This window comes from Phytopseudomonas flavescens (assembly GCF_900100535.1).
Taxonomy (GTDB): domain Bacteria; phylum Pseudomonadota; class Gammaproteobacteria; order Pseudomonadales; family Pseudomonadaceae; genus Aquipseudomonas; species Aquipseudomonas flavescens.
Window position 1 is genome coordinate 1 of record NZ_FNDG01000001.1, and the last position, 20,812, is coordinate 20,812.

Annotated in this window: 20 protein-coding genes; 13 read left to right on the top strand and 7 right to left on the bottom strand. The window is 63.7% G+C overall.

Annotated features, from left to right (window positions below):
* The 4 genes from BLR94_RS00005 to BLR94_RS00020 all read left to right on the top strand — a co-directional run.
* Positions 1-353: integrase core domain-containing protein (locus tag BLR94_RS00005; protein ID WP_139207387.1), on the top strand; the 353-nt coding region annotated here is incomplete at its 5' end.
* Between the two features lie 181 nt (positions 354-534).
* Entirely contained in the window at positions 535-3,045 is a 2,511-nt protein-coding gene (locus BLR94_RS00010) for a PAS domain-containing protein (protein WP_084306392.1), read from the top strand.
* Between the two features lie 722 nt (positions 3,046-3,767).
* Positions 3,768-4,052 (top strand): hypothetical protein, encoded by a 285-nt coding sequence (locus tag BLR94_RS00015; protein WP_084306393.1) that lies wholly within the window; start codon positions 3,768-3,770, stop codon positions 4,050-4,052.
* 421 nt (positions 4,053-4,473) lie between these two features.
* Positions 4,474-4,860: an NUDIX hydrolase gene (locus BLR94_RS00020; protein ID WP_084306394.1), complete on the top strand. Its 387-nt coding sequence runs from the start codon at positions 4,474-4,476 to the stop codon at positions 4,858-4,860.
* Between the two features lie 206 nt (positions 4,861-5,066).
* Here the strand turns inward: BLR94_RS00020 and BLR94_RS00025 are convergent, their stop codons facing one another.
* Entirely contained in the window at positions 5,067-5,957 is an 891-nt protein-coding gene (locus BLR94_RS00025; protein ID WP_084306550.1) for a LysR family transcriptional regulator, read from the bottom strand.
* A gap of 107 nt (positions 5,958-6,064) precedes the next feature.
* Between BLR94_RS00025 and BLR94_RS00030 the strand changes: the two genes are divergently transcribed.
* Together BLR94_RS00030 and BLR94_RS00035 are read left to right on the top strand one after the other, a co-directional pair.
* Positions 6,065-6,985 carry an NAD(P)-dependent oxidoreductase gene (locus BLR94_RS00030; protein WP_084306395.1) on the top strand — a complete coding sequence of 307 codons (921 nt, stop codon included), beginning with the start codon at positions 6,065-6,067 and terminating at the stop codon, positions 6,983-6,985.
* A 24-nt stretch (positions 6,986-7,009) separates the two neighbouring features.
* Complete coding sequence (locus BLR94_RS00035; RefSeq protein ID WP_084306396.1) at positions 7,010-7,795, top strand: fumarylacetoacetate hydrolase family protein; 786 nt, start codon at positions 7,010-7,012, stop codon at positions 7,793-7,795.
* Here BLR94_RS00035 and BLR94_RS00040 read toward each other — a convergent pair whose 3' ends face one another.
* From BLR94_RS00040 to BLR94_RS00060, 5 genes are all read right to left on the bottom strand, one after another.
* Positions 7,796-8,347 carry an NADPH-dependent FMN reductase gene (locus tag BLR94_RS00040; RefSeq protein ID WP_084306397.1) on the bottom strand — a complete coding sequence of 184 codons (552 nt, stop codon included), beginning with the start codon at positions 8,345-8,347 and terminating at the stop codon, positions 7,796-7,798.
* A complete protein-coding gene (locus tag BLR94_RS00045) occupies positions 8,344-9,540 on the bottom strand; it encodes an acetyl-CoA C-acetyltransferase (RefSeq protein ID WP_084306398.1) in 1,197 nt (398 codons plus the stop codon). Before BLR94_RS00045 ends, BLR94_RS00040 begins: the two co-directional genes overlap by 4 nt.
* 71 nt (positions 9,541-9,611) lie before the next feature.
* Positions 9,612-10,145: a cupin domain-containing protein gene (locus tag BLR94_RS00050; protein WP_084306399.1), complete on the bottom strand. Its 534-nt coding sequence runs from the start codon at positions 10,143-10,145 to the stop codon at positions 9,612-9,614.
* A gap of 242 nt (positions 10,146-10,387) precedes the next feature.
* Positions 10,388-11,503, bottom strand: a complete 1,116-nt coding sequence (locus BLR94_RS00055) for an alcohol dehydrogenase catalytic domain-containing protein (RefSeq protein WP_084306400.1) — start codon at positions 11,501-11,503, stop codon at positions 10,388-10,390.
* 73 nt (positions 11,504-11,576) lie between these two features.
* Complete coding sequence (locus BLR94_RS00060) at positions 11,577-12,158, bottom strand: amino acid synthesis family protein (protein ID WP_084306401.1); 582 nt, start codon at positions 12,156-12,158, stop codon at positions 11,577-11,579.
* Positions 12,159-12,271: 113 nt separating this feature from the next.
* Between BLR94_RS00060 and BLR94_RS00065 the strand changes: the two genes are divergently transcribed.
* Genes BLR94_RS00065 through BLR94_RS00080 form a run of 4 tightly spaced genes read left to right on the top strand, consistent with a single transcriptional unit; the run spans position 12,272 to position 16,803 of the window.
* Complete coding sequence (locus BLR94_RS00065; RefSeq protein ID WP_084306402.1) at positions 12,272-13,123, top strand: fumarylacetoacetate hydrolase family protein; 852 nt, start codon at positions 12,272-12,274, stop codon at positions 13,121-13,123.
* Between the two features lie 39 nt (positions 13,124-13,162).
* Positions 13,163-13,720 (top strand): VOC family protein, encoded by a 558-nt coding sequence (locus BLR94_RS00070; protein WP_084306403.1) that lies wholly within the window; start codon positions 13,163-13,165, stop codon positions 13,718-13,720.
* 49 nt (positions 13,721-13,769) lie between these two features.
* A complete protein-coding gene (locus tag BLR94_RS00075; protein WP_084306404.1) occupies positions 13,770-15,200 on the top strand; it encodes an aldehyde dehydrogenase family protein in 1,431 nt (476 codons plus the stop codon).
* Positions 15,201-15,243: 43 nt separating this feature from the next.
* Positions 15,244-16,803 (top strand): bifunctional 3-(3-hydroxy-phenyl)propionate/3-hydroxycinnamic acid hydroxylase, encoded by a 1,560-nt coding sequence (locus tag BLR94_RS00080; RefSeq protein WP_084306405.1) that lies wholly within the window; start codon positions 15,244-15,246, stop codon positions 16,801-16,803.
* A 103-nt stretch (positions 16,804-16,906) separates the two neighbouring features.
* Here the strand turns inward: BLR94_RS00080 and BLR94_RS00085 are convergent, their stop codons facing one another.
* On the bottom strand, positions 16,907-17,593 hold the full coding sequence (locus tag BLR94_RS00085; RefSeq protein WP_208601319.1) for a GntR family transcriptional regulator: 687 nt from the start codon (positions 17,591-17,593) through the stop codon (positions 16,907-16,909).
* Between the two features lie 441 nt (positions 17,594-18,034).
* Here BLR94_RS00085 and BLR94_RS00090 point away from each other — a divergent pair, with 441 nt between their 5' ends.
* The 3 genes from BLR94_RS00090 to BLR94_RS00100 all read left to right on the top strand — a co-directional run bounded on the left by BLR94_RS00090 (position 18,035) and on the right by BLR94_RS00100 (position 20,794).
* A complete protein-coding gene (locus BLR94_RS00090) occupies positions 18,035-18,535 on the top strand; it encodes a DUF1097 domain-containing protein (RefSeq protein WP_084306407.1) in 501 nt (166 codons plus the stop codon).
* A gap of 122 nt (positions 18,536-18,657) precedes the next feature.
* Positions 18,658-19,074, top strand: a complete 417-nt coding sequence (locus BLR94_RS00095; protein ID WP_167359687.1) for a GlcG/HbpS family heme-binding protein — start codon at positions 18,658-18,660, stop codon at positions 19,072-19,074.
* Between the two features lie 91 nt (positions 19,075-19,165).
* On the top strand, positions 19,166-20,794 hold the full coding sequence (locus tag BLR94_RS00100; protein ID WP_084306409.1) for a DUF1302 domain-containing protein: 1,629 nt from the start codon (positions 19,166-19,168) through the stop codon (positions 20,792-20,794).
* Positions 20,795-20,812: the final 18 nt, after the last annotated feature.

Here is a 20,812-nt window from a genome sequence, read left to right on the forward strand (position 1 = left end):
CGCTGCGCTACTACCGCGGCCTGGGCATACGGATTACTCGCATCATGACCGACAATGGCGTCTGCTACCGATCCAAGCGCTTCCGGCGTTTGGTGCGCAGGCTTGGCTTGCGTCATCTGTGGACCAAACCCTACACACCGCGCACCAACGGCAAGGCCGAGCGATTCATCCAGACCAGCTTGCGCGAGTGGGCGTATGCCTGCAGCTATGACACTTCAGAGCAACGGGCCGCCCACCTGCTACCTTGGCTTCATCATTACAACTGGCACCGACCTCACGCCAGCCTAGGCTACCTACCACCCATCAGTCGCGCGCCACTTCCACTGAACAACGTACTGGGTTTACACAGCTAGCGCTGAACGCCCCGCCTGGGCCCGGGCGAGCCGATACCGCGGTCCGGCACGGCGGCCATGCCGGCAGTACGCCTGCAGGCCGTCGCCCGGCTCATAAATCGGTGGAACGGAAATACCCGCTCACCGCTCTTACAGAACCACACGCCACGCGTCCCTCACGTGCAGCACTCGCCTTGATGATATGGACCAGTTGACCCGCATCGCTCCCGGAAACAGTACCGCCCAGCCCCTCGACTTCCTGGCCAGCGGCGGCCGAGTCGGCGAATTGCTGAGCGGCATGGGGGCGGACTCGCCACTGGGTACGCCCGCCGACTGGCCACCCAGCCTCAAGACCCTGATGGCCACCGTGCTGCCGGTGAAGGCGCAGATCGTGCTGTTCTGGGGCCCGCACTACATCGCCCTGTACAACGATGCCTATGCGCCGACCATCGGCAACAAGCACCCGCGCGCCCTCGGCCGCCCGGCCGTGGAAAGCTGGACGGAGCTGTGGGACGATCTCGAACCGCTGCTGCGTGGCGTGCGCGAAACCGGCGAGACCTTCTCGGCGAAGGACCGGCCCTTCCGCATCGAACGCCACGGGCGTAGCGAGGCCGTCTATTTCGATGTCTCCTACTCGGCGGTGCGCGACGCTGATGGGTCGGTGAGTGGCGTGCTCTGCGTGGTCAGCGAAACCACCCAGCGGGTCCAGTTCGAGCGTCGCCAGACATTCCTGCTCGAGCTGGATCGGCTGCTGCCAGCGCTGCGCGAACCGGACGAGGTGCATGCCCTGGTTCTGCCGAAACTGCGTGAAGAGCTGCACGCGTCGCAGGTGTACTTCGCCCGGCCGCACGCTGGCGACGCGACCTTCGCCCTGCACCAGGACGCGCCTGCGCAGCCACGCGACGGTATCCACGGCCTGCGCTACAACTCATCGGAAAGCGACCTTCTGCTCGGCGGCCAGCCGCTGGTGCGCCAGGGCGCCCAGGGCCAACGCACGGGGCTGCATGTGCCAGTGGTTCTCCAGCAAAGGCTCGAGTCGGTACTGGTGATCGAGCACGAATACGCGCACGCGTACTCGGAGCACGAAGTGCAACTGGCCGAAGAAACCGCCAAGCTGGCCTGGGCCTGGGTCGCGCGGGCCCAGGCCGAAGCCGCCTTGCGAACCAGCTCCGCGCAGTTGTCAGCGATGTTCGACCAGGCCAGCGCCGGTATCGCCGTGTGCGATGACGACTGGACGCTGACGCGGGTCAATGACCGCTACTGCGAGATCGTCGGGCGTAGCCGTGCCGACCTGCTCGGTCGCGGCTTGCATGACCTCGGCCCGTCAGATGAAGCCCGCGCCCGCGAGCGCAGCCTGCGCCACGGGCAGCAATTCGAGAGCACCAGTGCTCACCGTCGACCGGACGGCACTCTGGTCTGGACCCAGAATCACGTGACGCCCCTTCTCGATGAGCAGCGCACCATCACCGGGACGATCTGCGTCTGCGTGGACATCAGCGAACGGGTGCGGGTCGAGGCCGAACTTCGCGCGCTGAACGAGGGCCTGGAAGACCGCGTGGCCGACATGCTCACGCAACGCGAGACGGCGGTGGCGCAGCTTCACGAGACGCACAAGATGGATCTCGTCGGTCAGCTCACAGGCGGCTTCGCCCATGATTTCAACAACCTGCTGACGCCCATCATGGCGTCGATAGAACTCACCCGCCGGCGGCTACCAGACGACCGCTGCAGCAAGCTGCTGGACGGCGCCCTGCAGGCGGCGGACCGGGCACGCAGCCTGGTCGAACGGCTGCTTACCTTCGCCCGGCGGCAGACGCTCAAGCCCCAGGCGGTGTCGCTTGCCACGCTGATCGGCGACATGCGCGATCTGATTCAGGGTTCGGTCGGCCCCATGGTCGAGGTGACCACCGCCATCGCGGATGACCTGCCGACCGTTTTCATGGACGCCCATCAACTGGAACTCGCCCTCCTCAACCTGGCAGTCAATGCCCGCGACGCCATGGTCGATGGCGGCCGCCTGGAAATCGTCGCCAAACTGGATGAACTCGAGGACGGCACCGTGCAAGGCCTGGGCGGCGGTCAGTACGCATGCCTGATGGTCACGGACAACGGCAGCGGAATGGACGAGGAAACGCTACGCCGCTGCATGGAACCCTTCTATTCCACCAAGGACGTCGGCAAGGGCACCGGCCTCGGCCTGCCCATGGTTCAGGGGCTGCTGGTGCAATCGGGCGGCGGCTTCGAGATCGCCTCGCAAGAAGGGCAAGGCACGCGGGTGAGCCTGTGGCTGCCGATCACCGACGCCCCGGCCAGGCGCGACGGCAGCCCGCGCGAACAGGACGTGCCGCTCGCCATACGGCCCACCCACGTCCTGCTGGTCGACGATGAAGACCTGGTGCGCGACACCACCCGCCTGCACTTGCAGGAGCTCGGCTACGAGGTGAGCGACACCCACTGCGCGGCAGCAGCCCTGGAGCTGATCGACGCCGGACTCGAGCCCGACATACTGGTGACCGATCACATCATGGCGAACAAGACCGGCGCACAGCTGGCTCAGGAGCTGCGGCAGCGACTCCCCGGCCTCCCGGTGTTGATCATCACGGGATACGCCGACCTGACGCCGCAACAGATCAGCCATTTCGAGGTACTGGCCAAACCCTTCCGACGACGTGACCTGGCCACCCGTCTGGCCCAACTGGTGGAGGCGAGATAGGCGCCGAGGGTAGGCGGTTAATTGTTCGGTCGCCAACTTGCATGACGCGCATTCATTGCCTTGGCTGTTATAACACCGCTCAACTCGCGCAAACGCCAACTTATTGCCGCCAACAATGCCTACATATACATCAACACTTATCATTGCCGGTAACTAACTGCACGAAATGCAGATAAGTTGGCGCTGCTTTTTTGTCTATTCAATAACCCCTGACGACGGATCGACTGCGCCACCCCTGCTCTAAGCGTGCTTCCGGGCACGCGTCGAGTGCATGCAATCGACGCCATTGAACAGGGCTGGCGATAATATTCCGTTACACCTATACCGTCCGTCTTTTATAAAAAATTTTGCTAGAACCAATTCGATAAAAGTTGCTTAGTATTGCCGAGGCCAAGCCTCGCATGCCCCCTTCATCAGGAGATGTAAAATGCCCGAAAGCAATCCTCGACTCTTCGTCAACGATCGTGCAAAAGCATTGGAAGCAGGGCTGGAACGAACCGCGCAAGCCAGGCCAGGCGGCTGTCCTGGGTAAGAGGCAATACCCCCATGGTTAGGCAGCCTGCCTAACTTCCGTTCGTTCCAGAACGGCGACAAGTGCATCAACGAGGTTATCAACACGGTTTACCGTCTACCTCGCTATCACGTTACCGATCTCTTTCTGAATTCAGGTCACTGGACCTCAATCAACTCCTTACCGTGGCCGTAACCGAAGAATAAACAACATGATCAAGACACTATGTTTGGACGCAATCAACGCCCTGTACAACTTCATCAATCCGATCGTTGAACAACCACCGACTGAAGTTCCCTATCTGATGACCATCGAGCTCAGCCACCCGTTGGCCAAGGACTCGCTCGTCATCACCGGGACGCCCTGTTATGAAAACAAGAGTGCCCTGGAGATTCTCGAAACTCTAGAAGTCAAGCCTGTTCCCGACAACCAACCTTGCGAAACGCCGTCCCCCATTTTTCAGCTTCACTGTTTGAATCAAGCCATGGAGCGTTGAAAAAGGCTGTATCCAACCGACACCAGACGCCACCCAGGCCGTGTGTCGGGGGGATCCTGTTGACGATGCTGCACACACCACACAGGCCTCGGTAGCGGCCGCCTCTCCCACGTCCTCTCCAGCAGCCAGGCGACAGGCGCAAAAGCACCATTTGCCCTGGCTGCATCGCCTTGCCAGGGGCGCGCCACTTGCAGGCGCGGCCCCTTGCCGAGCCGTCGTTTGGTCGGCTGCAGCGCCTCAATCAGCAGCGACCGGACGAGCGGCGCGATGCACTCGGCACGAATGTCCGAAACTGTGCTGGCATGCGTCTGCCACGGGGTTATCGCCGTGGCGAATCGACGGCTGCGCGGGGTAATAAAGTCCGAACTTTTCGTCGTTTCGGCACCCTGTATGTGCAACTGCAACGACGTCTGGAACCCGCATGATCAAATCCGCCAAGCACCGCGCCACCGTTATCTGCCACCAGCAGGGCAAAGTCCTGCTGGTGCGCAAGGCCGAGGCGAAGTGGACACTGCCCGGTGGCAAGATCGAGGCGAACGAAGGTCCGGCGCAAGCGGCGCTGCGCGAGCTTTTCGAAGAAACCGGACTGGACAGCGGAGCCATCGAGTTCCTTGCCCTGCATGAATTCGACAGCCGCCCCCACCACGTTTTCCGCGTGACCGTGCCGGATTCGTTGAATGCCAGGCCGCAGAACGAGATTGCCGACTGCCGCTGGTTTTCCTCGTTCGACCTGGACGAGGACATCAAGAAGCCGGCGCGTAAGTTGCTCGAGCTGTATTTCGCCGAAATCTGCCCGCGACCGGCGTGACCGCCTGCCTTCAGGACCCGCCGTGGCTGGTCATCTGGGCCAGGAACGATGCCAGCGGCCTTCACCGGCTGGCGAGCGCATGCCGAACATTGCTAGGAAAACGCAGCCGGCCGATACCCTCAGTCCGCTTCGTCAGCGGTGATCATCGGGTGGATAGGGTTGGGTTTCCCCGGCAGCTGCAACGGCGCGACCTGTCGGCAATCCGCTCAGCCTGCCGCACGCCCGGAAAAGCCTGCATGCTGGGCGCATTCGACGAAGCGTCGGTTGGCCAGCGACAGGTATTCGTTGGCCCGCCAGCACAACCTGAAGCTCAGGTTCAGCGCTGGCTCGAAGGGCACACCGACGATACCGGGTTCGCCCTGCTGCACCGAGCGCAACAGGGTAGAGATGCCCAATCCATCGAAGGTCGCCCTGGTGACCAGCGACACGAAGTTGCTTTGCAGGGCGATGCGGTAGGTCACCCCGCCCTCAGCGCAAAAGGCATCGAGCAGGTGGCGCTGCAGAAAGCTCTGGTCGAACACCACCATATCCGCGTCCTGCAGACGCGCCGCCTCCAGTCGGGCCTCACCGGCCAGGGGATGCTGCTGGTTCATGCACAGCACCATTTCGTCAGTGCCGAGCAGCACCGATTCCCAGGCGCTGCCCACCCGCCGTGATTCGAGCAGGGCGAGGTCGATCTGCCGCGCCTCGAGCAGCCGGCCGATCTCGTCGGCACTGCCTTCGAATACGCTCATGACGATGCCCGGATACGCCTGACGAAAGGCGCTGAGCAGCTCCGGCATGTAATGGATGCCGAACATCGGTGGCACGCCGAGGCGTATCTCGCCGCGCTGCAGATCGGCCATGTCACCCAGCTCCTGATGCGCCATATCCAGTTCCAGCAGCGCCTTGGCGACACGCTCCAGAAACACCTGGCCTTCGGCGGTAACGCTGATCTGCCGGGCCGCGCGGTTGAACAGCACCACGCCCAGCTCCTCTTCGAGGCGGGTCACGGCCATGCTCAGCGCTGGCTGGGCGATGTGCATCGCCTCGGCCGCTCGGGTGAAGCTGCCCAGCCGGGCGATTTCCACACAGCACTTCAATGCTCTCAGGTTCACGGCACGACCCATAACAATTTGTGATGCAAAGCATCATAACAATATATTTCTCATGATGACCCGACGCGCCTAGCATGCCGCCACCCCATCGGTCAGGAGTCCCCGCCATGCCTATCGCCTTTATCGGTCTCGGACAGATGGGTCGGCCGATGGCCATCAACCTGCTCCACGATCACCCCGGCCTGCTGGTCAACTCCGCCAGTGGCCGCGCCTACCCCGAGTTCACCGGCCTGGGTGCCGAAGCCACCGAGGATCGGCGGCGCCTGGCAGGCTGCGACAAGGTGTTTTTGTCGCTACCCAATGCCGCGGTGATCAGAGAACTGCTGTTCGCCGCAGACGGCCTCGCGCAGTGGATGCGCCCGGGAAGCATCGTCATCGACACCAGCACCGTCGACTATCAGCAGACCCTGGAGATCGAAAGCGAACTGGCGACGCGTGGCATCCACTTCATGGATGCACCGGTGTCCGGCATGCCGTCACGGGCCGCCGACGGCACCCTGACGATCATGTGTGGCGGCAATGCAGCAGTGTTCGCGGATGTGCAGCCGTACCTGCAGAGCATGGCCACGACCATACTGCACATGGGCGCAGCGGGTAGCGGCCAACTGACCAAGCTGATCAACCAGCTGCTCTACGACATCAATTGCGCAGCGCTGGCGGAAATTCTGCCGATGGCGGTCAAGCTCGGCCTGGATGCGGAGAAGGTCAGCGCCGTGATCAACAACGGCACCGGGCGCAGCCATGCGTCCAGCTATTTTCTGCCGCACATACTCGCTGGCCGCTTCGACAGCGCCTACCCGCTCGATCACGCCTACAAGGACCTTACCAGTGCAGCACGCCTGAGCGCCGATCTGGGCATTCCCCTGCCGCTGCTCTCGGCCGCCACGGCGATCTACCAGACGGCCTTGCTGCAAGGCCATGGCAGCGACGACAAGGGCGCCATGATCAAGGTCTACGAGCGGCTGCTGGGCGTGGAGTTTCGCGCCGCGCCGCCAGCCAGCCTGCCAGCACCAGTCCATCCCCACTGATCCGATCATCCACCAGGAACCACCCTGCAAGACGATGCGTTCGACCCTGCGGCTACCGCCGCGCTGCTGCTGACAACCTGGCGCGCCGCAACGCTGCTCGACAGCCTGCCCGTCGCGCTGCGCCCGCATACCCTGCAACAGGGTTACGCCGTGCAGGACTGCCTGTTCAAGGCAGCCGGCGGTAGCCGAGCCGGCTGGAAGCTGGGCGTCGGCAGCCCAGCGGCCATGCGCGCTGCGCAACTGTCGCGGCCGCTGATAGGCCAGCTGGAAGCGGCTCGCTGCCACCCCAGCGGTGCACGGCTGCATCTCCCCATGAACGGGCCACTGACCATCGAATGCGAGATCGCCTTGGTGCTCGCCCGGGATATCGAACCGCTGCCGGGCCGTGGCGTACAGCCCGATGACATCCGCCACACCTGCCTGACCTTCGAGGTGGTGCGCTCACGCTTCATCGACCGCAAGCGTGTCGGCTGGCCGAGCTTCACGGCGGACAACGTCGGCTTCGAAGCACTGATCATCGGCCCGCCCGCCTGCACAGGCCTCGACCTGCAGGTGCTGCGCGAACTCGCGCAAACGACCCTGGTGCACCTGGATGGCGAGCCCGAAGCGCGCACGCTGCACGGCGATGCCGCCACCGATCCGCTGAACTCACTGGCGGCCCTCTACGCCCACGCCGCTGAACGGGGCGAGACGCTGCGCGCCGGCGACATCGTGTCCACCGGCGCGCTGTGCGAACCCTTCGATATCAGCGGCAGCGGCCACGAACTGGCGGTGCGTTACCCGAGCGGGGAATTGACGCTGCGGTGCTGATCAGCCACGGCGGATCAGCGCCACCATCGCTTCGATGCCCTGCTTGAGAAACTGCCTGGCTGCTTCGTCCTGCAAGCGGCCCTCGCCAAGCTTCGCACCTACGCTACCGATGACGATCTGCGGATAAGGCACCAGCAGCGCCTGCAGCGCCCAGAAAGATTCGTTGAGTTGCTGCTGGGCACGTACGCCACCGGTGAACGCCGGCGAGGCGGTGAAGGCGAGCACCGGCTTTTCCTTGAGAGGCGAGCGACCGTGGGGGCGGGACAGCCAGTCCAGGGTGTTCTTAATCACCCCCGACATGCCATGGTTGTATTCCGGCGAGCCAAGCAGCACGCCATCAGCCCGCCGCGCCGCCTCGCGCAGCGCCCGGACGGCATCGGGCGTGGCGTCGCCATCGTGGTCTTCGTTGTACAGCGGGATGTCGTGCAGCGGCTGCAGGTGCAACCGCACACCGGCCGGGAGCAGTTCCTCGGCTGCCGTACGCAGGATGATTTCGTGGCTGGAGGCGCGGCGCAGACTGCCGCACAGCCCAAGCAGATGAAGAGTAGTCATGGTCGTTGCACCTGATCCCGTTGTATGGCCAATGCCACGCCCTGGCCGCCACCGATACACAGGGTAGCGAGCCCACGGCGCAGGTCACGCCGCTGCATCTCGTGCACCAAGGTGACCAGCAGCCGGCAGCCGGATGCGCCCAGTGGATGACCCAGGGCGATCGCGCCCCCGTTGACGTTGACGCGTTGCAGATCCCACCCCAACTCACGCTGCAAGGCCAGGGCCTGCACGGCGAAGGCTTCGTTGGCTTCGATCAGATCGAGTTGCTCCAGGCTCCAACCTGCCTTGTGCAGGCACAGGTCGGTGGCGAACACCGGGCCGATACCCATCACCGTCGGGTCGACACCGGCACTGGCGCACGCGACGACGCGCGCCATGACCGGCAGCCCCAGGGCTCGGGCCTTTTCCTCGCTCATCAGCATCACCGCTGCGGCGCCATCGTTCAGCGGTGATGCATTTCCAGCGGTCACGCTGCCGGTGTCCAGGAAGGTCGCACGCAGGCGGGCCAGGCTTTCCAGCGAGGCGTTCGACATCGGTTGCTCGTCGCTGTCGACCAGCAGCCGGGCACCGCGCTTGCCCTTCACGCTGACCGGGATGATCTCCTCGCGCAAGCGCCCATCGTTCTGCGCACGGACAGCCCGCTGCTGGGACTCCAGCGCGTAGGCGTCCTGCTGCTCGCGGGTGATGCCGTACTGCTCGGCCAGGTTTTCGGCGGTAATGCCCATGTGATAGTCGTTGAAGGCATCCCACAGACCGTCGTGGAGCATGCTGTCCAACAACCGTGCATGGCCCGAGCGCAGACCGGCCCGTGCGCCATGCAACAGATAGGGCGCATTGCTCATGCTTTCCTGCCCGCCGGCAATCACCACCTCGGCATCGCCACAACGGATCGCCTGTGCCGCCAGCTGTACCGCTTTCAGGCCAGAACCGCAGACCTTGTTGAGGGTCATCGCCGGCACCGTGTAGGGGAGCCCACCGCGAATCGCGCTCTGCCGCGCCGGGTTCTGCCCGGCACCGGCAGTCAGCACCTGGCCCATGATCACTTCATTGACCTGATCGGCGGCCAGCCCGCTGCGTTCGAGCACGGCGCGGATGACCAGTGCCCCAAGCTCCACCGCCGATTCGTTGGCCAGAATTCCCTGAAAACGGCCGATGGGGGTACGCGCTGCTGCCACGATTACCGCGTCGCTCATAACAAGTCTCACGGGCACAGCGAACCGACATCCGCAGGCGGATGGGTCGGTGTGCCATCGAAGGGGTTGAGTCAGCGAGCGGAAGGAACCGCGCCCACCATGAAAAATACTGCTTTGGCGACCGTCTGCGAGCGGTTGCGCCAAGCGTGGCGGGTGCCCTGCTGGATCACTACATCCCCTGGCCGCAGCAGACGCTGCTCACCGTCATCCAGTTCGAGCCACAATTCACCCTCGAGCAGTAGGCCATAGTCCAGGGTTGCGGAACGGTGCATGGCCGGGTCGTCAGGCTCGAAGATGTCGATCAACCCGGGCATGGCGCGGCTCATCTCGGCCGCAGCCCGCTGTGCATCCAGAGGCGCCGCCATGACAGCATCAGGGGGGAGATGAACGACCAGCAGCGAGGTTCCCCCTGGGCCGGGGATCATCGAGCCACCCTCGCGGGTGAGATCCTCGCTCATGGCGCATTCGGGCCGGGTAGCCCAGACCTGGGAAATGGAGTATCCCGGAATGTCCTGAAAACTGTTGGCACGGGGTGCCTGGCCATCTTCAACGAACACCGAACGACCCTGCTCGTCGTGCCCGGTAACGATTCTTCTGAGCTGCATGTATAGACCCCTCCAGCGTGCGCCCCATGGGCACCGCTAAAAAACACCTCGGCTTTGGCTTCCCGCGTCGCTCCACCTGCATCCATGCAGCCGCGCACTGTCATCGCTGCCCTGCATTTCGCCGCGGCGCCCGGGGTGTTTTTGCCGTGACCAGCAGCGGCCTCGTGCTAACGGCCTCGCCGCGGTTTTGCAAGTTCCCCCGAGCAGCCGGGCGAGCCGGCCAGGCCCGCCCGGCTCGCGGTTCAAGGACAGATGACGTAGTTGCCAAAGCCACCGTTGCGATTCTCGATGCCACTGATGGCCTGGTTGATTTCATCGAGGGCGAACACGCTGTGCTCGAAGAACGACAGATCGAGCACGCCCGACTCGACCATGTCGACCATTTCCTGGCCCTGCCCGGCAGTGAACCAGACCGAACCGCTGACCTGGATGCCATTGTCCATCATCCAGTGCAGATCCAGCGGCACCGGCCCGGCTACCGCTCCGATATTGACCAGGTGACCACCGCGATGCAGGCCATTCAAGGCATCGACCAGGCTCTCGGCGGGCGCCCCGGGACCCAGTGCGTCGATCACCACATCGGCTCCCTCGCCCTGGGTCACCTGCCTTACCCAGTCGGCGGTGGAGCCCTTGCCCAGGGTGTGGATCTGGATACGGCCCGGTGCCGCCAGATCCTTGACCCGCTGGAACAGCGCCTCGTTGCGTGCGGTGCCGAGGATGCGCCGTACACCTATGGCCAAAGCCAGGGCGACCGCCCCCAGGCCCAGGGTGCCACTGATGCCGTTGATCAGCACGGTGCTGCTCGGTCCCACGTTGGCCTGGCGCAACGCACGGTAGGCCGTACCCAGGTAACCCAGGCGCGCCGCCGTCTCGAAGCTCAGGTTGTCGGGCAGTCTGACCAGGCTGTATTGAGGAGCCGGCATGAACTCGCAGAGCCCGCCGTAAGGGTAATCCTCGAACATGCGCGGGCTGCGGGTGGTGAACCCGAAATAGCCGTTGAAGGTATAGGCGGTGCAGCCGGTAGAGTTGCCCGACCGGCAGGCGCGGCAGGAACCGCAGTAACGTGCCGGGTTGACGTAGACGCGGTCACCGGGCTTGAAGTCATAGACCTGGTCGCCGACCTGCTCGACGACACCTGCCGGGTCGAGACCGAAGATCGCCGGCAGTTTGGGCAGCGGCAGGTGCGGGAACCAGGTGGTCCAGTTGGTGAGGATGTTGTGCAGATTGGGCACGATGCCGCAGGCCTTGACCCGCACCAGTACCTCGGTAGGACGGATGGAGGGCATCGGAACCTGTTCGATCTCCATCGGTTTGCCGCCCTCGTACATACGTGCGGCACGCATCATCTTCGTAGTCATGCTGTTTCTCCAACTCTTGTTCTTGTTATTTGCCGGCCGCCCGCACCCTGGCACGGGCGGAAAAAGCGCTGAATCAGCGCAGACCGTCCTCACCCTTGACGTCCGCGGCGGCGAGCCCGCCCAGGCGTGCATGGATACGTCCACCGCTGGCCATGGCCAGACCGAAGGCGATCTCGTTGCGCCGTGGCCCGTCCCATAGCGTCATCTCGGCCACGCCGAAATGGCTACGTACATAAGCGGCATGAATGTGCCCCAGCGGCACCATCAGGCGGCAGCCCGGCCCACCGATGGTCTTGGCGGCCGGGACGATGGCCCTGGGTTCGCCGAGCAGCGCGCGCATGGCCCAGCCGCCAGCTTCATGCCAAACCGCAGCGTGTTCCAGCTCGCCATCTTCTCCGACGATGGCCGCCTTGCCATAGGCTTGCACCCTGTCCGCCCCTCCCAGCGCCTCCACCAACCGCTGCGAGAGCTGCGTACCCAGCGCCCGCAACGCCTGCATGAAGGGCAGCAGGTCCTCTTCATAACGCCCGGCGTAAGGGTTCTCGATCACTGCGGCCGCCGTCGCGACCCTCAGCGGCTGGGCGGCCAGCGGCCCCCCCTCATGCAGGACATCTTCGATATCCAGTTTGAACTTGCGGACGTTCACCAATCCCATGCTCGCTCTCCTGACGCCTGAGAAATTTTTATTGGCGTGTTTTCATTATGCATCTTGCGATTTATTGTGCAAGAACTTATGTTTTATGCACAAAACAACAGAGAGGTCTCACCATGAAACTCGTTTCCTTCCACCTCAACGGTCGAGCCGGGTATGGCGCCGTCGTTGGCGAGCGGGTCGTCGACCTGGGCAGCCACTTCGCCGACATCCCCGACCTGGCCAGTCTGCTCGCCGCACCGGCGAAGCTGGCCCAGGCACGCGAACTGGCGGCCGGTTCGAACGGTGAACACGCACTCGCCGACCTCACCCTGGATCCGGTCATCCCGGCCCCCGGCAAGGTCATCTGCGTCGGCATCAACTACGTCGCCCATGCCGAAGAGGCCGGCCGCAAGGTTGGCAAGCATCCGGTGATCTTCCAGCGCTTCGCCGAAACCCTGCTGGCCCACGGCGCGCCGCTGATTCGGCCGAAGGTGTCCGAGGAATTCGACTTCGAGGCCGAGCTGGCAGTGGTGATCGGCAAGGGCGGCTCGCACATCGCGCCGCAAGACGCCATGGACCACGTTGCCGGTTACACCTGCTTCAACGATGCCAGCGTACGCGACTGGCAGTTCCACACCCACCAGTACGGCATGGGCAAGACCTTCCGCTCGACCGGTGCGCTGGGCCCCTGGCTGGTGACCGCCGACGAGATCGCCGACTATCGCGAGCTGCAGGTTCGCGGCATCCTCAATGGCGAGCAGTTGCAGCAGGGCCAGCTGTCCGAACTGGCATTCGACATTCCACACCTGATTTCCTACGTCTCCCAGGCACTCGACTGGAACCCCGGCGACATCCTCGCCACCGGGACTCCCAGCGGTATCGGCTTCAAGCGCAACCCGCCAATCTTCCTCAAGCCCGGAGACGTATTCGAAGTGACGATCAGCCAGATCGGCACCTTGAGCAATCCGGTCGTCGACGAAGCCTGAGCCCGTCATCCTTACAAACACAACAAAAGGAATCCGCACATGGCCACCCTGCCCCGCATCAACTTCACCCACACAGGCACCTTCTGCAGCGACCTGGACAACATGGTCGAGTTCTACTGCAGCAAACTGGGCTTCGTCATCAGCGACCAGGGAACGGCCTCGACCGGCCACCGCCTGTTCTTCATGACCCAGAACCCGGAAGTTCACCACCAGCTGGTGCTGTTCGACGGCAAGCCCACCGACCTGCCGTTCAACCCGATCAATCAGTTGTCCTTCCTGCTCGATAGCCTGGATGACCTCAGGGCCTACTATGCCTTTGCCAAGGCCAACGGCCTCGGCCCGCTCGATCAGGTCGACCATGGCAACGCGTGGTCGATGTATTTCAAGGACCCGGAAGGCAACCCCATCGAGATGTACGTGGACGCGCCCTTCTATACCAACCAGCCCTGCCGTGAACCACTGGATCTCGAGCAGAGCAGCGAGCAGATTCTCGCCACCACCGAAGCCATGTGCCGCCGTCGGCCCGGCTTCCAGCCCCGTGAACAATGGATCGAGTCGACCCGCCAGCGCATCGCGCAGCAACGCGTCAGTTGGTGAGCAACCCAGTGCGGCCCACAGGGCCGCACGCCATCTCGGGTAGAAGCACATGCACAAGAATTTCATCAACGGCGCCTGGTGCGAAGGCCAGACGCTACGCGAAAACCTCAGCCCCTCGGATCTCACGGATCGTGTCGGCCTGTACGCCCAGGCCGACGCTCGGGACACTCGCAATGCCATCGAAGCCGCCGAGGCCGCCCAGCCGCTATGGGCGGCCGGCGGTTCGCAGCGCCGCGCCGAGGCACTGGACTTCATCGGCCATGAGCTACTGGCGCGCCGTGAGGAACTCGGCCGCCTGTTGGCCCGCGAGGAAGGCAAGGTGCTGGCTGAAGGCATCGCCGAGGTCGTCCGTGCCGGGCATATCTTCAGGTTCTTCGCCGGTGAAGCCGTGCGGGTGTCCGGTGAACATATCGAATCGGTGCGCCCCGGCATCGATGTCGATGTCTTGCGCCAGCCACTCGGCGTGATCGGCATCATCACACCCTGGAACTTCCCCATCGCCATACCGGCCTGGAAGATCGCCCCGGCCCTGGCGTATGGCAACGCCGTGGTGTTCAAGCCGGCCGACCTGGTGCCGGGCAGCGCCTGGGCACTGGCCGAGATCATCAGCCGTGCCGGCTTGCCGCCTGGCACCTTCAACCTGCTGATGGGCCGCGGCAGCGTGATCGGCGAAGCGCTGGCCGAATCCACCTCGGTACGGGGGATCAGCTTCACCGGCTCGACCGCCACCGGCCAGCGCCTGATGCGCAGCGCCGGGCAGCGCTTCGCCAAACTGCAGTTGGAAATGGGCGGCAAGAACCCGCTGGTGGTACTGGCCGACGCCAACCTCGGGCAGGCCGTGGAATGCGCCGTTCAGGGCGCTTACTTTTCCACCGGGCAACGCTGTACCGCGTCCTCAAGGTTGATCGTCGAAAAGACCCTCCATGGGCGCTTCGTCGAAGCGCTCAGCGAGCGCCTTGCCGGGCTGCGCGTCGGCCATGCCTTGCAGGCGGACAGCCAGATCGGCCCGGTCGCCGATATGGCCCAGTTCGGCCAGAACCTCGATTACGTCGACATCGGCCAGCGCGAGGGCGCGGTGCTGGCTCAAGGTGGGCAGGCGCTGAAGCGTGATACCGAGGGCTACTACATGAGCCCGGCGCTGTTCATCGATGCCCAGTCGAGCATGCGCATCGCCCAGGAAGAAATTTTCGGCCCGGTGGCCTGCGTGATCGCCGTGGACGACTACGAGCACGCCCTGGAAATCGCCAACGACACCCCCTTCGGCTTGTCGGCAGGCATCTGCACCACATCGCTCAAGCATGCCACTCATTACAAGCGTCAGGTACAGAGCGGCATGGTGATGGTCAACACACCGACTGCCGGCGTCGACTACCACGTGCCATTCGGCGGAACCAAAGCCTCCAGCCACGGCGCGCGGGAACAGGGACGCCACGCCATCGAATTCTTCACCAGCGTGAAAACCGCCTATACCCAGGCCTGAAGCAGCAGCTCGACCCCATGACAATAACAAGATGGAGAGCATTATGGATTACCACCTGATCATCGTCGGCCTGGGCCCGGTGGGCGTTACCGCCGCCAACCTCGCCAGCCAGTGGGGCCTGCGCACCCTGGTGCTCGACAAGAGCGAAAGCGTCTATCAGAACCCCCGCGCGATGGGGATGGATCACGAAGCCATGCGCACCTTCGACAATATCGGCCTTGCCGACTCGATCGCCGAATACGTGATGCCCTATCGCGCCTCGCACTACCTGAACGCCGAAGGGCAGTTGATCAAGCATATCGATGCGGCCAAACCGCCATTCCTGCTCGGCTGGGCTCCCAACTACGTGTTCTCCCAACCGCCGCTGGAACGTGCGCTGCGCGCCAACCTGGATACCCAGGACAATGTCGAGGTGCGCCTGGGCCGCGAGGTACTCCAGGTCGACGATCACGACGGCGCGGTCAGCGTGCGTTTCCGCGACGCCAAGGGCAACGTCGAAGAGGCCAGCGCGACCTACCTGCTGGCCTGCGACGGTGGCACCAGTCCGATCCGCACCAACCTGCAACTGCACATGGAAGACCTGGCCTTCGACGAACCCTGGCTGGTCGTCGACGTGATCCTCAAGGAAGGCGCCGGCACCGCGCTGCCGGAAACCAACGTGCAGTACTGCGAGACCGGTCGCCCGAGCACTTTCGTGGTCGGCCCGGGGCGGCACCGGCGCTGGGAGTTCATGATCAACGACGACGAAACGCCCACCGACATCATTCGCCCCGAGTCGATTCAGAAGCTGATTTCACGCTGGCTGCCCGCCGAGGGTTACGACATCTGGCGCGCCTCCACCTACCGTTTCCACGCGCTGATTCTGGAGCGCTGGCGGGTTGGCAATATCTTCTTCCTCGGCGATGCCGCGCACATGACGCCCCCTTTCCTCGCCCAGGGCATGTGCCAGGGGCTGCGCGATGCCATGAACCTGATCTGGAAGCTGGCTCTGGTGGAACGTGCAGCGGCCTCGCCCAGGCTGCTCGACAGCTACCAGGTCGAGCGCGCCCCTCATGTGAAGCGCACTACCGAAGTGGCCAAGGAATTCGGCCAGACCATCTGCGAGCGCGACCCGGCGCGGGCTGCCGAACGCGACAGAGTGCTGCTCACCACCCGGCAGGGGACAGTTGGCTGCACCATTCGCCAGTCTCTGATACCGGGCCTGCAACGGGGCTTCATCGATTGCCGCGCGCCAGCCGGCGAGCTATTCCCCCAACCGAGGGTGACCGCCCACGACGGTCGCGAGGACCTGCTCGATCGCTTTACCGGGCAAAGCCTGCGGCTGGTGATCGCCGACGGTTTCACCGCCACGCACGAGCTGCTGGCCACGCTCGACGACGCACTGGCCGGCGTGCCACTGCCGCTGCACGTGGTGCAACTGAGCGCGCACCCCGTGGCCCGAAACCAGTACCGCGAACACGACGGGCTGCTGGCTGCCTGGCTACGGCAGCATGGCTGCCAGGTCGCCCTGATTCGCCCGGATCACTACGTATACGGCGGGGCCGCCAATTTCGAGGAAGCGGTGCAGTTGATCCGCCGGTGCCTGAGCGAATTGCGCGGCTGAAGGACAGCAGGCCAGCCTGCCGGCCTGCTCATCGATCGTTTGCGATACCCATAGCGGACACCAAACGCCCGCCCGCCGGAACGGCGGAGCGGGCGTTTGCCTGTCACTGCAGGGTCGAGTGCTGCTGGCGCAAAACGTCGGTGACGTGGCTCAGGGTGCCGCCGATGTGGTTGCCGAGCAGACCAACCGACACGTCGATATCGCGCGACAGTACCGCGTCGATCAACTGCTTGTGCTCGTCGCCCTTGTGTCGCTCGACCTTGCGGTGCAGCGCGGAGAAGCGGCGATAGCGCTCGGCCTGGTCGAACAGCGAGTCGATCAGGCGCAGCAGCATGGCCGACGGACAGGCGGAAAACAGCGCGAAGTGGAACGCCTTGTGGCGCACCGACCAGTCGTCGTCAAGGGCCACGGCAATGCTGCCAAGGCGCTTCTCGACCACGTTGAGACGGTGGAAAGCACCGAGCACGTCGGCTTCCCAGGCGTCATCACCATGGCGAATCGCCTCGGCCAGCGCCTCGCATTCCAGCAGGCGACGCAACTGGGTGATCTGCTGGAAGTCGTCGACCGACAACCGCGCGACGCGAAATCCCTTGTTCTCGTTGGCCTCGACTATGCCTTCCTGGGCGAGGCGATTGAGTGCTTCGCGAATGGGCGAACTACTCAGGCCATAGCTTTGGGAAAGCTGCGCGACCTTGAGTTTTTCACCGGGCGACAGCTCGCAGCAGATGATCGATTTCTTCATCTGCTGCAAGGCCACCTCGATGAGGGAGCCACCTTGGGGATTCGACATGTCACGGTTATCCATCGAGGTTACAGGCGAGTTAATTTTATGCATAAAAAGTTCTTTATGCAATTTATACAGGATCGGAGCCGCTTGGCCGCGCAGAGGTTCCCGGTTTATCGCCTCGACAAATGGCAGCAGCGTCACAACCTGATCGTCGGCCGGGCTGCTCCCCTTGACGGCACTCTTCTACACACTCTATTTTATGCATTAAATAAAAATAATGCACAAAAAAGAGCGTCCTATCCATGCAGATCCACAATCCGCTCCTCTTGCTTCCAGCAAAGCCATTTTCCCGGTCGGGTGAAACCGACATGTCCACTACCCGCACGCCGGCGGCAGGAGGGCCACTCTCCTGCAGCTCGCCTGCCCATCCGCTCGCTCGGCCTTCCCGCACAACCGTGGTCAGCTCGTTGCGCTTATCACCGAGCCCAGCCAGGAGGCCCAGCCATGTCCTTTGAAGCCTTGGGCAAACACCTGAAGATCGTCTTCGGCGAATCCCTGGTGGCGGCATCGGCGGCCACGTTCAGCGTTCTGGTGCTGGAGATGCCGGTATGGGCGATGTTTATCGGCTGGATCGCCTTCTTCACCCGCGGATTGAACCTGCACAGCGGGCTGATCAACCTCGGCTGCGTGCTCATCGGGCTGCTGCTGGGCATGCTGGCCGCCCGCACCCATGCGGCCCTGGAGCCGCTTCTGGGCGCCTACACCATCACCCTGGTGGTGACCATCATCACAGTGATCGCGCTGTCGCTGGCCAGGCTGCCGGTCTTCAACAACCTGCTTGGTTTCTTTCTCGGGTTGGCGGCGTTCTTCGCCTCGCAGTTGCCGCCCACAGTGGGCACTTTCGCCGCTCTGGGGCTGGTCACCGGTGTCGGCAGCAGTGCCGGCTTTCTGGCCATTTCCTGGCAGAGGCGGGTCAACCGTGGCCCCGCAAGGGCCGGTAGCTGACGCGGTGGCGAAGACGCCGAGCATTCTTCTTGACTTCTGTCCGGTAAGCGGACTAATTTTTGTGCACAAAAAGCAAAATAAAGCATATAAATATAAAAATGCACCAAAAAGAGAATTCTGCGATGCAGCCACGACTCGCACTCAGTGACACGGACATCAGCGCCATGCTCGACGCGGCGATTGCCCAAGCCCTGCACAACGCATGGCAGGTATCCATCGCCCTGGTCGATGAAGGTGGGCATCTGCTGGCGTTCCGCCGCTTGCCCGGGGCCACCCCGTCCTCCTCCCAGATCGCCATCGACAAGGCTCGTAGCGCGGCGCTGACGCGCCGCCCCACCCGTTTCTTCGCCGAGATGCTCGCCGCCGGCCAGGCCGGCACGGCGTCGCTGCACGGGGTCATTCCCATGGGCGGCGGTCTGCCGCTGCTGCATGCGGGGCAGTGCCTGGGCGGCATCGCCGCCAGCGGGGTGAAGTCCGAATACGACGAACAGATCGCCGGCGCAGGCCTGGCGGCACTCGACCATCCTGCCGACGACTGACGCGAGGAGTGCCGGCACAGCGACGACCGAGGCATCCGTACTTGCGGATGGAACCACCTGTAACAACAACAATAATGCAGAAGAGGTATCCATGAAGATCCAGCAACGCCATTCGGCAGCGCCGGCGCTCGTCGCCCGCGTCAGCACCCTGGCCATCGCCCTGTGCTCGGCCAACGTATCGGCTTTCCAGTTCGACAGTGGAATCGAAGGCCTGACCACCAGCTGGGACAACACCCTCAAATACAGCAATGCCTGGCGACTCAATGAGCGCGCGGACAACGTCATGGCGTCATCGACCAATCCCAACGTGGACGACGGCGACCGTAACTTCAGCACCGGCCTGATCTCCAACCGAGTCGACCTGCTGTCGGAGCTGGATGTCCGCTATGGCGCCGTCGGCGCCCGGCTGAGCGGCGCCGCCTGGTACGACCAGGTCTACAACGACGGCAACGACAATAACTCCCCCGCAACCGCCAACCCGGTGAGCGTCGACTACGACAACTTCACCGCCAAGACCCGCGACCTGCACGGCCGCGATGCCGAGATCCTCGATGCCTTCGTCTATGGCTCGCGGGATATCGGCTCTACCCGCCTGTCGCTGCGACTCGGCCAGTTCAACCAGATCTACGGCGAGAGCCTGTTCTTCGGTGCCAACGGTATCGCCAACGCGCAAAGCACCGTGGACCTGGTCAAGCTGCAGTCGGTGCCCGGCTCGCAGTTCAAGGAAATCCTCCTGCCCACCGAGCAGTTTTCCTTCAACTGGCAACTGACGGACACCGTCAGCGTTGGCGCCTATTACCAGTTCGAATGGAACAAGACCCGCCTGCCCGGCTCAGGCAGCTACTTCAACGTCGGCGACTTCGTCGGTGACGGCGCCGAGCGGGTGTTCTTCGCCGGCGGTCCGCTGTTGCACGGTGACGACATCGAGGCGCGCGACTCCGGCCAATTCGGCGGGCAGATCCGCTTCGCCCTCGACGACTGGGAGTTCGGCCTGTATGCCGCGCGCTATCACGACAAGACCCCGGTCTGGTACTTCCGGCCGACCTTCCTCGGCGGCGACGGCACCTTCGCCAACGTCTACCCGGAAGACATCAAGGTCTACGGCGCCAGCTTCAGCACCCTGGTCGGCGAGGCCAACGTGGCCGGCGAAATCTCCATGCGCGTCGATACGCCCCTGGCGCCGAACGGCGGCGTGGTGGTGACCGGCGACATGAACGCAGACAACAACAGCAACCCGCTGTACCCGATTGGCGACTCGCTGCATGCGCAGTTGTCGATGGTCAACGTCTACGGCGGCTCGGCACTCTGGGACGGTGCCTCGCTGGTGGGCGAGGTGGCTTTCAACCGGCGCCTGAAGGTCAAGCAGAATGCCCAGAACCTCGACCCCAACACAACCCGCGATGCCTATTCGCTGCGTTTCACCTTCGAGCCGCAGTACTTCCAGGTAATGCCTGGCGTCGACGTACAGGTGCCGATCACCGTCGGCTACACCCCCTACGGCCGCTCCTCGGTGACACCGCAGGCATTCTCTCCGGAACACAGCGGCGACTTCACCCTGGCACTCAAGGCCGACTACCAGAAGCAGTGGTACGCCTCGCTCAGCTACACCAACTTCTTCGGCGACGGCGGCCCCGTCATCGGCGCGGACAACAACTACACCTTCGAGCAAACCCTGAAGGACAGGGACTTCATCGCCTTCTCGATCCAGCGCACTTTCTGATCCACGGAGAACAACAAG